At 56.8% G+C, this 14440-nt stretch carries 8 protein-coding genes; 5 read left to right on the forward strand and 3 right to left on the reverse strand.

All coding sequences use genetic code 11. The annotated features are described in order from the left end of the window. The first annotated feature begins 27 nt into the window (after positions 1 to 27). From ABD796_RS19750 to ABD796_RS19760, 3 genes are all read left to right on the forward strand, one after another. The gene (locus ABD796_RS19750; RefSeq protein ID WP_344910853.1) at positions 28 to 369 is read left to right on the forward strand and encodes a DUF1801 domain-containing protein; all 342 of its coding nucleotides are present in this window, start codon (positions 28 to 30) and stop codon (positions 367 to 369) included. Positions 370 to 531: 162 nt separating this feature from the next. After that, a complete protein-coding gene (locus tag ABD796_RS19755) occupies positions 532 to 1338 on the forward strand; it encodes an alpha/beta fold hydrolase (RefSeq protein WP_379117370.1) in 807 nt (268 codons plus the stop codon). A 58-nt stretch (positions 1339 to 1396) separates the two neighbouring features. Next, positions 1397 to 2035 carry a DUF998 domain-containing protein gene (locus tag ABD796_RS19760; protein WP_344910857.1) on the forward strand — a complete coding sequence of 213 codons (639 nt, stop codon included), beginning with the start codon at positions 1397 to 1399 and terminating at the stop codon, positions 2033 to 2035. A 41-nt stretch (positions 2036 to 2076) separates the two neighbouring features. Here the strand turns inward: ABD796_RS19760 and ABD796_RS19765 are convergent, their stop codons facing one another. The 3 genes from ABD796_RS19765 to ABD796_RS19775 all read right to left on the reverse strand — a co-directional run bounded on the left by ABD796_RS19765 (position 2077) and on the right by ABD796_RS19775 (position 10685). Beyond that, positions 2077 to 3354 carry a response regulator gene (locus ABD796_RS19765; RefSeq protein ID WP_344910859.1) on the reverse strand — a complete coding sequence of 426 codons (1278 nt, stop codon included), beginning with the start codon at positions 3352 to 3354 and terminating at the stop codon, positions 2077 to 2079. Positions 3355 to 3653: 299 nt separating this feature from the next. Beyond that, on the reverse strand, positions 3654 to 10193 hold the full coding sequence (locus ABD796_RS19770; protein WP_344910860.1) for a DUF8202 domain-containing protein: 6540 nt from the start codon (positions 10191 to 10193) through the stop codon (positions 3654 to 3656). A 282-nt stretch (positions 10194 to 10475) separates the two neighbouring features. Further along, on the reverse strand, positions 10476 to 10685 hold the full coding sequence (locus ABD796_RS19775; RefSeq protein WP_344910862.1) for a hypothetical protein: 210 nt from the start codon (positions 10683 to 10685) through the stop codon (positions 10476 to 10478). Positions 10686 to 10863: 178 nt separating this feature from the next. Between ABD796_RS19775 and ABD796_RS19780 the strand changes: the two genes are divergently transcribed. Beyond that, a complete protein-coding gene (locus ABD796_RS19780; protein ID WP_344910864.1) occupies positions 10864 to 13968 on the forward strand; it encodes a hybrid sensor histidine kinase/response regulator in 3105 nt (1034 codons plus the stop codon). 209 nt (positions 13969 to 14177) lie between these two features. Continuing rightward, on the forward strand, positions 14178 to 14426 hold the full coding sequence (locus ABD796_RS19785; RefSeq protein WP_344910866.1) for an SDR family oxidoreductase: 249 nt from the start codon (positions 14178 to 14180) through the stop codon (positions 14424 to 14426). The last annotated feature ends 14 nt before the right edge of the window (positions 14427 to 14440 follow it).

Consider the following 14440-nt stretch of genomic DNA (forward strand, 5'->3'; position numbering starts at 1 on the left):
GAGAAGGATACGATAGGAGAAATTCAAATGAGCCAAGAGGTTACCGAGTTTATCGAGAAAGTTAAAGAACCGTGGCAAGCCCGACTGTGCCATGATTTGCGCCAAGTCGTCCATAACGCGATTCCAGACGTACAGGAGCGCATCCAATACAACAAGCCTCATTTTCTAAAAAACAAAAAATATGCTGCGGCGATCTCCAATTCGAAGGACGCGGTAAGCTTTACGATCTTCAACGTGACGGAGCTGGAGCTGCCCGAAGGGGTGTTCGAAGGCCCTCAGGAACGGAAGACGATCAAGTTCCGTAACGGCCAAGAGATTGATGGCGCAATGCTAACCGATTTGGTAAAACAAGCCTCCAGTACGCTATAACACGAACGCCGCCCATCATTGGGCGGTTTCTTTTTTCAGACTCCCTCCAATCGGGCCTATTTTCATCTAAAAAAAATTTTTTTTCTGATGTGTCGATTCCTCGGGCGATGGTTCGTCGCTTTAATAGAGACCCGGATAAATAAACGGCAAAGGGGAATTTACATGTACATGGTAACATCGAAAGACGGCACCCAGATTGCCTATGACCAATCCGGTCAAGGCCCAGCGCTTATCTTAGTCGGAGGAGCGTTCAGCTACCGCAAATTCCCGGGAACGGTGAAGTTGGCCTCCCTGTTATCGGAGCGCTTCACGGTCTACAATTATGACCGCCGCGGTCGCGGAGAAAGCGGAGACAAGCAGCCCTATGCGATCGAACGAGAGATCGAAGATCTTCAAGCTTTGATCGATGAGGCGGGCGGCTCGGCTTATGTATGGGGACTTTCGTCCGGCGCGGTTCTTGCCCTGCAGGCAGCTGCGAGCGGGGCCAATATTACGAAATTGGCGCTGCATGAGCCTCCGTTCATAGTGGATGCTGAGGATCGCCAGCCGCCAAAAGATTTTTTCAAGCAAGTGACGGAGCTGATTGCGGACAATCGCCGTGCCGAAGCCATCAAATATTTCATGACCAAAGGGATGGGCGCGCCTTCTTTCGTTGTCTGGATCATGCGCTTGATGCCGGGGGTATGGTCTAACCTGACGGCAGTGGCGCACACGCTTCCTTATGATGCGGCTTTGCTCGAAGGATTTAGGGGCGGAAAGCCTTTACCCGCACATACGTGGAGCGCAGTCCAAATGCCGACGCTGGTGCTCGAGGGCACGGAGAGCCCAGCTTCGATGCGTCGTGCCGCTCAGGCGCTAGTCAAGGCGCTCCCCCGTTCGCAGCTGAAAAGCAAGAAGGGACTCGGCCACACGAAGAAGCTTGATGCGAAGATCATCTCATCGGAGCTTGCGACATTTTTTATGGGATAATAAATAGGAGAGGAAGAACACAATGCAAAATGCAACGACCCAAAAGAGCAATCTAAATTTGAATAAGCTGCTACTCATCGGGGGGGCGGTTTCCGCACCGTTGTTTTTTACCGTAGCCATCGTCCAAGCATTCACGCGTACGGGATTCGATATTAGGCATCATGCCATCAGCACCTTAACGCTTGGCGATTTGGGCTGGATTCAGAGTGCCGATTTTATCGTCACCGGCTTTCTCGCGGTGTTGGCGGCCATAGGAATTCGCAGTTTGCTGCGGGGCTGCAAGGGAGGTGCATGGGGACCATTGCTCATCGGGATTTACGGGATCGGCATGATAGCCGCCGGACTGTTCCGTCCGGATCCTGGCCTCAGCTTTCCTCCCGGCGCCCCTGAGGGCGTGCCGACGTCGATGAGCAGCTCTGCGGCTATCCATTCTTTAGCTTTCTTTACGGCGTTCATCTGCCTGGTTGCGGCATGTTTTGTCTTTGCCCGCCTGTTTGCCGCGCTGGGCGATCGCAGCTGGATGACCTATTGCATAGCGACAGGCGTCATTTCTCCTTTGCTTATCGCCGTGGGCATGAGCATGAATAGTTGGATCGGCGTTATTATGGGGTGCGCCGGATTGGTGGCGTTCGGATGGGTTTCCGCTCTTTCCGTGCGGACGGCAAAAAGCCTTGCATCCATCAAATTGTGGAAATGAAGGCTTTTTGCGTCTTTTTATTGCTGCTCGATCTTGTCTCTCTATTGCCCTGCTCTCCACGCCGCGTACCAGTCAGTAATCGTCTCGCTCAACGCCGACTCCAGCTCCTGGCCGATCTTGGACGTCAGCAGCCAATACTGCTCCTCCACGCCGGCGGTATCGCCGGCCGAGGCATGAAGCTTCATTAAACCGAAATAGCTGTCCTCTTCGTACGGAAAAAGCTGCTGGATGCGCCGGTACAGGCGGAACGACGCCGACCTATGTCCTTGTTCCACGTGGAAGGCGCTCAACGTTTTCGCATGATGCAGCCATAAGCGACGCAGCCGCTCGCGCTCGTGCTCGGCCCACAAATATTCGAAATCGGCAAAATAATTGCCCTCGTACTGCTCTAGCACCTGTTCATGCTCCCCAATCCGTTCGCTGTCCGGGACGCTTAAACCTTTAACCCGCTGCTCCCATTCCTCGCTGTCGATCCGCACCCCTCCGGTCACCAACCGGTAGCCCGCTTCCAGATTCCCGCTTGTGATCGATATCATGCCGAACCCGCTGCTTTTCAACGTTTGACGAACGTGGTACACCGTCGTATAGAGCTGCTGGGCGGCCCGGGCCAGTTCGAAATCGGGCCACAGGAGGTCAATCAGCGTGTCGCGGTCAATCATCCGGTCGCGGTGGTGCAGCAAATACGCGAACAACTCCTGCGCTTTGCTCGTCCGCCACTTGAACGGTTGCGGGTCCGAGCCCGGCAGCCGGTAACGAAGCTGGCTGAAGCAGCAGATTAATGGTAGCCCGCTTGCGTCGGGCCGATCCGATGAAGCGATGATTGCCGCTTCTGTCGCGGTCTCCGTCGCGGAGAGGACCAGCGTCCCGGAACCTTCCTCCGTAGCCGGAGGCTTAAGCACGGCCGGTCCTGGGGACGAAGGCTGCCGTTCGTTCTGTCCCGTAAGATTGATTCTCCTCTCTGTTCTTGTCCTTATTCGCTGTACGGTTTTGATCAGCCGGTCTGGCTGCACCGGCTTCATGATGTAATCAAGGGCATACAGCTCGAACGCATGGACCGCATATTGATCGTATCCGGTCACGAATATGAGCTCCACGGACGGCATGCTTTCCTGCAGCCGCTCTCCCAATTGCAAACCGTTCAACGCCGGCATATGGATATCCAGAAATGCAATGTCCGGCTCCAGCTCCTTTACCGCAGACATCACCTCCGTCGGATCGGAAAACATGCCTACAATTTCGACGTCGCCGGCATGCTGCTCCAGTATGTGTTTCAATTGCTTTAATGCAAGACGTTCGTCATCCACCAATATGGCACGCATTGTCATGATCTCCACCTTAGCGCGGCGCGCCTCCCTCGCTTGGTCGCCACCGCGAACATTATACCATGCCTCCGCACCGGTCGGGTCTTTATCGTATCGACGCCGGACGCGGGTACCTTGTCAGGCGGCGGACATATCCTGCAAAAATGGAGTGTACACCTCGAAGCAGCGCTGCTTTGCCGGAATGTTCCGATGCCCTGTAAGGCCGGTATCGAAGCAAACAGCCACCGCCGGCATCAAGCTGCCGGCAGTGGCTCCCGCCCTTCTCTCTACGAAACGCTAAACTAAAGTTTTGCCTATTAATCGATCAAGCCGGTTTTTTGCAGCAATCTTCTCATCAACGCCGCCGCTTCCGCGCGCGTCATGTTGTCCTGCGGCTTCAACAGGTGACCGTCCTTGCCTTCTACGATCCCCGCGGCAATCATCCGGCCAACCGTTTCCCGAGCCCAGCCCGAGACCGTTTCCCCGTCGCCGTAATTATGCAGCGTCGAGTCTACCTCCGCCGCTCCGAGCAGTCCTTTCGGATCGATCAGACTGAAGGCGCGGGCGATCATCGCGATGCCTTGCTCCCGCGTAATGTTCAGACTGCCGTGGAACAAGCCGTCATCGAAGCCAAGCACGATGGCGAACTCGTTCGCGATCGTGACCGAATCGTGATACCAATTCGTCTTCGTGACATCGGCGAAAGGACTGGCCGGTACGTTCTGACGAAGCAGCCCCATGCCGGACGCAACGATTGCGGCAAATTCCGAACGGTTGATCTCCCGGTCAGGCGAGAACGTGTTGTTCCCCGTTCCTTGCAAACTCAACCGGGCTGCGATATCGTTCACGTCCGCGCGAGCCCAATGCTTCTTCACATCGTCGAAATCTTGCGGATTCCAGATGACGGAGTAAGTGCCGCTGCCGCGCAAGTCGTTGATCAGCGCATAATAGCGGTCATTGATTTTCGTAACGACCGTAGGGACGTGGAATACCGTACCGTCCGGGTTGACGATTACCCCTGTCGTAATGCGGTTAGGGTCGATTCCTTCGGGAAGGGCGATATATTTGGCCGCATAGCTGTTCAATTGACCTGCATCGATCGCCCGTCCCCCATGGTTGAAGCTCAGTTGCAGCTCGACCGGATCGACCAGCAGCTCGTAACCGCCAGCCGCCGCTTTGCTGCGGGCAGCCCCGACTTGCGATTCAGGCGCGCGCTTGATGCCCACACGCACATCGATATCGCCAAGACCGGTGTCATCCAAGCTTTTCGCAATGGCCGCGAAGTCCAACTGCTTGCCCGGAACCGGATAGATCGCCAGCCCGCTGCCGATGTCGAGCGTGGAGCCCGCATCCGCGATCCGTTTCAACGTCTCCGCCGTCAAGCCGTTAACCGATACGTCGCTCCGGTCCGGCACGGTAACCGCGAGCTTCTGACCGTTGCCTCCTGCCAGAACGCCGTTCAGCTTGTCTTTGTCGATCTGTACGGCTGTTTGCGTACGATCGCCTTCTTGGGTTGTCGTTCCGGTGGCAAACGGCTGCTTCGCGCCGTTCACGGTCGTGTTAAGGCCGTCCGATGCAGAAGGAGTGCCCGTGCCTCCCGGAGCTCCGGAATTTCCGCCCGTACCTCCTGTGCCCCCAGTACCTCCGGTTCCGCCGCCCGTACCGCTCTCTTCATCATCGCGGTAGACGGTCATGATATATTCGGTTACTTCGCCTTTACGGTCGGTAACCCGTACCACAATCTTGTTCTCCCCGACTACAAGCGGCAAGTTCGCACTCGGTTGCCCGTTTGGCACCCGGCTGAACGGACCGTTATTGACTTTGATTTCGATCGTTGCTTCCGGATCGAGCGCGACCGGCGTCCAGCTTTGGACGTTTATATCATTCGACACGCGCGTCGAGTAAGCTTTCTGCTCCGGATCGAACGCCGGAACGAGCGCTCCGGCCGACGGCGTCAGCGATGAAAGCTTGCCGGTTGCCCGGACGATCCGAACGGTATACGGATTGACTTTGCCATCCGGTCCTTTGACCTCAACACGAACTTCGTTGATGCCTTCGGCCAGCGGCAGGCTTGCCCAATCCGCCTGGTTGGCGACTTCCTTGCCGTTCAGGAAAAGCTTCACTTCGTTGGAGGCGTCGGCGAGCGGCTGCAGACGGACCGTATGAACCGCATTGGCGACGACACCTTCGTAATTCAAATTGCGGCTGCCATCAAATTCCGGCGTCAAGCCCAGCTCCGGCGATGCTTCCAAAGCCGTAAGCACAGGTCCTTCCGCAACCAGATTCGCTCGGGCTGCTTTCAGCGCTGCAAGCGCCGTATCGATTTCCGCCTGCGTGGCATTCGGGTTGGCCAGAACGTTTTTGGCGTTTTCCAGTGCGTTCTGCAGTGCATCCCAGCTTGCCCGGGTGTAATTGGCTTGAGTCAGAGCTTCCGCCTCTGCGGCTTCCTGCTGCAGCGGCGTTTTGTTGACCGGCACGAGCGCCGCTCTTGCCGCTTCCAAAGCCGTCTTGGCCGCGTCCACCTCGGCCTGGGTCGCATTCGGGTTGCCAAGCACAGCCACTGCGTTGACGAGGGTGGTTTGCAGCGCTTGCCAGCTTTCCACCGTGTAATTGCCCGCGACCAGTTGTTCGGCGTCGATGCCGTTTTTGGCTGCCTGCAGCGGCCCGATATCGACCAATGCCGCTTTGGCCAGTTCAATCTTGGTCAAGGCTTGTCCAAGCTGCTGCGGCGTTGTGCTGCCTGCGTTCAGCAGCGTTTTGGCCTCAGCCAGCGCCGTTTGGAGCGCCCCGATGCTGCCTGCCGTATATTTGCCCGCCGGAATGTCCGAGAGCTCGGTTTCCGTCTGTTGAACGGCGGCCCTCACCTGCTCCGCTTGGCTGCTCAGTCCTTCCAGCGCCGCTTGGAGTGCGGACAACGCATTGTCCACTTCAAGCTGGGACGCGTTCGGGTTGTTCAGAACCGCTTCTGCGGCGGCGATTTTGTCCTGCAGCGCATTCCAGCTTGCCGACGTGTAGCTGCCGGCTTTCAACGCTTTCGCGCCGCTGATTTTGGCTTGCAGCTCTTCCTTGTGTACCTTGGCAAACGTAAATACCGCGCCGTTCGGCAGCTCGCTTGCAGCAACCGTAACTTTGCCGTTATTCAGCTTGCTGATCTTCGCTTCCCCGTTTTGACCGAATACGACGAGGTAATGAAGCGCAGACGGGTCTGCCGCGTCCAGCTGCAGCGTAATCGCCGCTTCTTCCGGCCAATTCGTTCTTTGCACCTTGAACTTGCGCTCCAGCAGCTTCAGATCGTGACCGGCCGTTTCTGGCGTACTGCCGGTAAAACGGGCGGCGGCGCCGTCATCGCTGAAGGTGAAGAAGGACAGGTTGCCGATCGCGGTGGCGTTGGCCGCATTGCTCGCTTCGATGGTTCCTGCGGCGATCGTGACGAGCGCGCCGGCTTCCTGCGACTTGGACTGCTTCTGCAGCAAATCGCTGCCGTCATCCCGGCCGACGCCGGTAATCCGTTGCCCGTAGCCGTCATTGTCGCTTGCCGTCCACATCTTCTCGATGCCGTTGCTGGCTACATAATCCGTTTTGCCGCCGTTCAGGGTCACCCCGTATTTCAAAGCCAAATAACTTTCAATCCGCTGTTTTTCAAGCGGGGTATGACTCGCCGGATAAAGAATCACTTCGGCAAGCTCGCCTTTGTAATGAGACCAATTGTTGGAGTTCCCTCCGCCAAAAGTGCCTCCAATGACCGGAGTAAAGTCAATTTTGGTAAAGGAATTGTTTCCCGTAACCGTTTGAGGCGTTCCGTTCAATCGGCCTTGAGCGTCCAACGAAGCTCCGGCATCGAAGCTAGCCAAATAATAGCGGGAAGCATCGTTGAAGGAGAAGCCGCGATACGTGCTGTTCGCGCCGTTGCCCACATACAATTTGCCCCACTTTGAAAAGATGCCGACTCCGTAACCGCCCGCACGCGGGACGGCCGAGCCGATGATCGTTCCGTCTTTCTGCTTGAATACGGCATATCCGTCCTGATACGTAATCGGCTTGTCGCCCATAAGGTACTGGTTCGGATTTTGAGTCGGTTTTGTCGTATTCTCGAACGCTACAGCCGGATTGAAATTGGCAGCATCGGCCTTAAAGCCAGGAGTACCGTTAACCGTAAATTGATTCGTACCCGTTTGATCCGTCCAGCCGGAAAGCTGTCCTGCAGCGTTTGACGCAGCGTCTTTATCGGCTTTCAGCCACAGAGTTGCTCCGCTTACGCCGCCTGGGGCTTTCGCAGGCGCTTGTTCTTGTATAGCGAACGTAAAGTAGCCGGTTGGCAATGCCAGGTTTTGAACCCTGAACACATTACCGTTTTCTTGAACTCCGAATGACGCAGCGCCTGCAAAACTCGCGTCGTTGCCAACGAGCAGCTTGATATCGCTCGCCTTGGTACCGGCTGCAAAGGCGCTTTTCGGGATACTCAGTTCTACCGTGCCGACATTATTGGTGTTCTGTACTTTCCAGACTCGCTCTGCCGGCTTCCAGGTCGTGCTGTCGGCGATTGCGACCGGGGAGCCGAATGTCGTCAATTCCTTACCGTTGTCGCCCCAGATCAGATACTGGCTGTCGGCGTTTGTGAACGACGTCGTATTGAGAGAGTTGGTTTCCTGAATGGCGCCCAACCCTACCGTAATCTGTTTGCCGTCGTTTTTGCTGCGGCTTTGGCTCTGCTTTTGAGTCAGCAAGCCTTTCTTATCGTAGGCAACGCCGGCGATATTATGGGCATACGCCGTGTCTTTGGTCCAAACGACGTCATTCGCCGAATTCACATAATTGCTGTCTAACGAATAACCGTACTTGATAGCCAAGTAGGTGCTGACATTCAGACGCTCTTCATCGGTAAGTGCGCGATTATACACAATAACATCTCCGATTGCGCCTTCCCAGAACTCCCCGCCCGCCAAACTGCTGCCGAGCTTCGCAGCCGTAGTGCCTGTATTCCAGTTTTTGGTTTCGGGCCCTTGTATTTTTGTCATCTTGCTGTACAAGGCTGCCTTGTGGGCCGCATCGTAGGTGACAAAAATCTCGTCCGGTATTCCCACTTTCCAGAAATTGTTGTTATTCGTATACAGGTCGTTGCCGTTCCATCCGACAAACGCGCCTATTCCGGATAAGTTGGCAATGCCCATCCCGGTACCGTCCCCTGCGGAACCCCATGAAACGATATAACGATTGCCTGCTATGTCGTTAGGCTGCCCGATGCCTATAATCGTCCTAGGCCCTGTGCCTGTCGGAAGTTTTGCTACTTGCAAATCCAGATAGGTTGCACCGTCAAATTCGACAACCGGGTTGAAGTTCACGTTGTTCACCGTGTTGTCTTCATACATCGGCTTTTTGCCGGTTCCCGACACAATCGCATGATTGCCGCTTGGACTTTGGTCCTTCCATTCGTTCACTGGCTGATTGTTCCCGACAGCGATCCCTTCACTCGGATGAAGCCATAGCTGGAGTCCGTTCGTTATGCCGCCCGGTCCCTTCACTTCATCTTCCTCGGCAAACGTGAAGTAGCTGCCGTCGGCCAGATCGGCGCTGTTCAGTGTGACCTTGCCCCCGGTAAGCGCGACATGGTTCACGGTTCCCGCGAATGCTGGGTCGCTGCCTACCAGCAGATTGGTTTTGGCCGTCGCCCCGTCCAGTTGAATGGTGATCGACTGATCCGCCCAGTTCGTTTTCGTTACTTTGAACACCCGGTTCATCCGCTTCCACCCATTGGCTGCGGATACGTCATACGTTACAGTTCCGCCGTTGTCGCTGAACGCCAAGAACGAACGGTCATTCGGAATCGGCTGGGCGACCGCTTGATTCGACGCTGCAATCGCGCCGCCGACGGCCACCGTGACCTGCGCCCCCGCTTCCTGGGACTTGGACTGCTTCTGCTCGAGGTCGCTGCCGGAATCTTTGCCGATGCCGGTAATGCGGTTGGCGAAGCCTGCATTGGCCGTCTTCGACCAGATGACGCTGCCTGCGCTGTCCAGGTAGTCCGACTGGCCCGCATTCAGCGTAAGGCCGTATTTCAGCGCCAAATACGATTGAATCCGTTCGCGGTAAACTTCCTTGCTGGAGGAAAAGACGATCACCTCCGCCAGCTCACCCTGGAAGTTGTTCCAGTTGGCCCCTGATCCGGCCACCGTTCCACCGATCATCGGTTGAAACGAGAACGGCGGGTAATTGCTGCCCGAAAACGTCGTCTTCTCGCTTCCGTTCACGAAAGCTTTATCTGGATTTTGACCGATATCGAACGAGACAAGCCGGAAGCGCGAGCGGTCGTCGGCACTGTACGGAACGCCTTTGTATACGCCGCCCCCATCGTTATCGCCTACGTATATACTGGTATTGTGGGTGGCAAACAACGCTGCCCCGTAGCTGTTACCGGTGCCTCCGATCGTCGTCGATCCGATCAAAGCTCCATTGCTGTTCTTCACTACCGCATAAGCGTCCGCATAGGTAACCGATCCGTCACCGCGCAAATATTGCTTCAAGCCTGCCGTATTGTTGCCTGTATTGGCAAACGTCACGACCGGATTGAAATTCAGCCCGGACACGTTGTAGCCCGGACCGCCGTATACGTCGAAACGAACCGTCCCCGCCTGATTTTCCCATTTCTCCAAGCCCAGACCGGCGTCGTACGTCGCGGTGGTCACCCCGGCGTCCGCCTTCAGCCAAAATTCGGCGTCGCCAGCCCATACGGCTCCACCCCCGGGAGCAGCCGAAGCCGGTATCGGCGTCACGGCGTTGGAGACAAGGCCGATCGCCATCGTGCCGACCAGCAGCGACGAAAGTCGTTTTTTCCAACCGCTCGCCATGCCTTGCAATGCCATTGTTTCATCCTCCTGTACCCATATCGATCTTTCTCAACCGTTTTTCTTTTTAATCAATTCCTTTCCGATCTTCAGCACTTCACCGGCACGCCCCCTCCCCTTGAAAATGACAAATTCCGTAAAAATCAACTCCCATTATTCCAAACCCGAGTATAGCAACCCCGCCTATACAAAACATATACGGTCCTGAGGGGCGATTGCCCGTCCGGCGCGGCTGCTTCTCTCGCCTCCACGCCGGGGAAAAGCCGCCCGGCAGACGGACTCGGGTCGAAATCCTCTATTTTACGTGCTCTTGTAAAGCGGAACAGGCTCCGCCAACCTATCCGCTGGGTTCGCGATGCCCGCCATTTCCCCGGACACCGCCTCCTCCGCAACCGACTGAACGCGTCTGTTATATTGGTAATGCTTTCTGCAAAACCCTTTGGCATAATGCCTTTCGCCACAACGCTCGATCTCGCACCGCTTCGGCGTCAAGGACCGCCGACGACCCATTGCGCATTGCTCCCTTCCCTGTCGTAAAAATAAACCTGAACATCCGCTTTACAAAATAGCAAAATGTACTATACCAAAACTATACATACGGCTTAGGACCAAAAGCCCAATCCGGCTGAGAAAGCAGTCTTTGCCGCACAGAAGGAAAATGCCCGTTCCTGTCGAATCTATCCCCTCTATGATGACGAAACGAAACCTTCTGGCTGTCTGTCTACTATTTATCGCATCGCTTACGGCGATCCGAATCGTATGGGTCTATGCGCATAAAATCCCGGATCATCCCGCCGCCACCCGGGGGACGCTCGATCTTCGCGGCTGGGCGTTCCAGACGCAGAAGCCGATTACGCTGGACGGAGAATGGGAATTTTACCCCGGTATTTTTCTTAACGGGTCTACGATGCCTCCCTCTCCGGACTTTTCCGACCGCAAGGTTTTCCTTGCCGTCCCCGGCAACTGGAATACGGCCATACCTTCGCCTCCTTACGGCTTCGGCACGTACCGGCTGCGCATCGCGATCGATCCGGCGCCCGGCCAAGGCTTCGGCATCCGCATGCAGAATTTGCCCGCCTCCTCGAGGCTTTACGTCAACGGCAAGCTGCGTGTCGCATCCGGACAGCCTGCAGCCGACAAAGCGGACTATACGGCGCGAAATGTCCCGTATAGCACGCTCTTTTCCGCAGACGGCAGCGAAATCGAGATCGTGCTCGAGATGGCCAACTTCGATGACGTGCATGGCGGCATCGTAAGCTCGATCAAATTCGGCGGCGCCGAGCCGGTTTATCGGGAAGAGCAGCTTTCCAACCTGATGCAGTTGATCGTGGTCATGGTGCTGCTCTTGCACGCCATATACGCCGCCTTGCTTTACGGGGTGGGCGCACGGCTGAACTCGCTGCTGGTCTTCGCCCTGCTCGGGCTGTCTTCGGTTCTCCTGACGCTTGTCGACGACGACAAGCTGCTGCTCGTCTGGCTGCCCATCAGCCACGTCTGGAGCGTCCGGCTGCTGTTCGCCATGATCGTAACGGTGCCGATGCTGATGATTACGTTCTTCCGGATGCTGCTGCCCAAATATGTAGGCAAGCGCTTGTACCGCTCGCTCATCTCGCTGCTGGCCGCCGCCTTGTTGTTCGCCCTGACAGTGCCGCTCGGGTTGCTGGAAAGCTTCAGTCCGGCGCTGGTCTTGCTCGTGTGGACTCCTTTCTTGCTGTCCCCGTGGATTACGCTGCGCGCCAGCCTGCACGGAGAGGAAGACGCCCTGTACTTGGCGCTCGGTACGATCGCCGTTGCGAACAGTGCCGTCTGGGGTATTGTCAAATCTTTCTGGCTCCCTTACATCGGCTACTACCCGTTCGATCTGCTCATTTGCTTCCTCGCATTCGCGGCGTTCTGGTTCAAACGGTATTTCCGGACTGCCAGACAGACGGAGCTGTTTGCCGGCAAGCTGCAGGAGGCCAATAAACGCAAGGACGACTTTCTGGCGAACACGTCCCACGAGCTGCGCAATCCGCTGCACGGGATGATGAATATTGCTCAATCCATTCAAGAGCGCTATAAAATCATACTTGGGAAAAAAGGGGCCGACGACCTCGAGCTGCTCGTCTCGATCGGACGGCGCATGTCGTTCATGCTGAACGATCTACTCGACCTGAACCGGCTGCAGGACAGCGGCATCCGGCTTCATGTCGGCGGCGTGCATCTGCAAGCCGTCGCTTCCGGTGTGCTCGACATGCTCCGCTTCATGACCGAGGGCAAGCCGATCAAGCTCGTAAGCCGCATACCGGAATCGTTTCCGCCCGTGCTGGCGGATGAAAACCGGCTTGTGCAGATTATGTTTAATTTGCTGCACAATGCGGTCAAATTTACGAACGAAGGCAGCATTACGATCGATGCAGCCGTGCAGCGGAACATCGCCGTCATCCGGGTCGCCGATACGGGCATCGGCATGGACGAGGAGACTCAGCGCCGCGTCTTCCAGCCTTACGAGCAAGCCGAGGCCGGTCTTGCGGCCAGCGGAGGCGGGGGACTCGGGCTCGGGCTCGGCATTTGCAGCCAACTGGTGGAACTGCATGGAGGGACGCTCACTGTCGCTTCGGTTCCGGGTCAAGGCTCCGTGTTCACCTTCACGTTACCTCTTGCGGAGCGGGTCGAGGCGATACAGGCACAGGCGAGCGGGCGGACTGGCGCAGCGGAAGCGGAGGATACGGGGACTGGCGCTTTGGCGGCAGCGGAATCCGTCGACGCAGCGGCGCAAGTAGCGGCCGACGGCGGCGAGGTAGCGGACAACGCCTGGACGGATACCGACAAGTCGCGCATTTTGGCCGTCGACGACGATCCGATCAATTTGAGCATTTTGAGCGACATGCTGTCGACCGGTTCGTACCGGGTCGTAACGGCAAAGAGCGGAAGCGAGGCGCTCTCGCTGCTCGATACGGGAGAGTGGGATCTGATCGTCGCCGACATCATGATGCCGCAAATGTCCGGCTACGCCTTGACGAAGCGGATCCGGGAACGGTTCTCGCTCGCGGAGCTGCCGGTGCTGCTGCTGACGGCGCGCAGCAGGCCCGAAGACGTCGAGGCCGGTTTCCTGGCCGGAGCCAACGACTATGTGACGAAGCCGGTGGATGCGCACGAGCTGCGCGCGCGGGTCCGGGCTTTGACGGAGATGAGGCGATCGGTTCGCGAGCAGTTGCGAATCGAAGCGGCCTGTCTGCAAGCGCAAATTCAGCCGCATTTTCTGTTCAATACGCTCAACTCGATTGCGGCCCTGAGTGAAATCGACACGACCCGGATGCGCGCGCTGCTTGGCAAATTCGGCCATTACCTGCGGGCGAGCTTCGACTTTCGGAATTCGGAGCGTCTGGTGCCACTATCCCATGAGCTTGGGCTCGTCCGCTCCTATTTGTTTATCGAGAAGGAACGGTTCGAGGAACGGCTGGAGGTGGAATGGGAGATCGACGAGCATCTGCCGCTGAGTCTGCCGCCGCTGTCGATCCAGCCGCTGGTGGAGAATGCGGTCAAGCACGGCATTCTTGCCCGCCCCAGAGGGGGCAAGCTGAGCATCCGCATCCGCGATCATGACAGCTACGCGGAAATCGCCGTCATCGACGACGGCATCGGTATGGACGGAGAAACGCAAAAAAGCCTGCTCGACCCCAAGTCGGACAATCGTTCCGGCATCGGATTGCGCAATACCGACCGCAGGCTGAAGCAGCTTTACGGCAAAGGGCTGGACATTTCGAGCGTACCGGGCAAAGGGACGAGGGTGACGTTCCACATCCTGAAATGATCGCGATTGGGGCCGGCCCGGTTGTATAGGTTTCGTATAGTTTGAATGGATACACTCGAAGGAAACGATACGGATTCACCACATACTGGAGCTGCCGTATCGTAACGCAAGCGAGCGAACCTTCAAAGGGGCCGAAAACGACAAAACGACCCGCTCCCAAGAAGAACGAATCGCTCGATGATGTTCCGAGGGAAAGGAAGTTTGAACGCATGCTTGTCCGCATTTTTTTCGATAACCGCTGGATTCCGGTCAATTTGCCGGATAACTCTTATTCGGAAGCTGCTGTCGAGCTGCTGCTCGACCGGCTGACCCAAGTGCTGACTCACGCGCCGCACCGCGGTTCCGCAGGCTGGGCCGATCTGCAAATGATCGAGCTGGAAACGTCGCCGGATGGCTGGAGAACGACGCTTTATCTGAATGAGACCGCGCCGGCGACGGAAACGTTGTATTTCCGCTGATCTCCCGGTCCCTC

Origin of the sequence: Paenibacillus hodogayensis (assembly GCF_039536325.1) — a bacterium.
Taxonomy (GTDB): Bacteria; Bacillota; Bacilli; order Paenibacillales; family NBRC-103111; genus Paenibacillus_AB; species Paenibacillus_AB hodogayensis.

Excerpts from the sequence above, each read along its gene's own strand:
- ABD796_RS19750 (WP_344910853.1), top strand. The coding sequence starts at position 28 with ATGAGCCAAGAGGTTACCGAGTTTATCGAGAAAGTTAAAGAACCGTGG.
- ABD796_RS19770 (WP_344910860.1), bottom strand. The coding sequence starts at position 10,193 with ATGGCATTGCAAGGCATGGCGAGCGGTTGGAAAAAACGACTTTCGTCG.
- ABD796_RS19755 (WP_379117370.1), top strand. The coding sequence starts at position 532 with ATGTACATGGTAACATCGAAAGACGGCACCCAGATTGCCTATGACCAA.
- ABD796_RS19785 (WP_344910866.1), top strand. The coding sequence starts at position 14,178 with ATGCTTGTCCGCATTTTTTTCGATAACCGCTGGATTCCGGTCAATTTG.
- ABD796_RS19780 (WP_344910864.1), top strand. The coding sequence starts at position 10,864 with ATGATGACGAAACGAAACCTTCTGGCTGTCTGTCTACTATTTATCGCA.
- ABD796_RS19775 (WP_344910862.1), bottom strand. The coding sequence starts at position 10,685 with ATGGGTCGTCGGCGGTCCTTGACGCCGAAGCGGTGCGAGATCGAGCGT.
- ABD796_RS19765 (WP_344910859.1), bottom strand. The coding sequence starts at position 3,354 with ATGCGTGCCATATTGGTGGATGACGAACGTCTTGCATTAAAGCAATTG.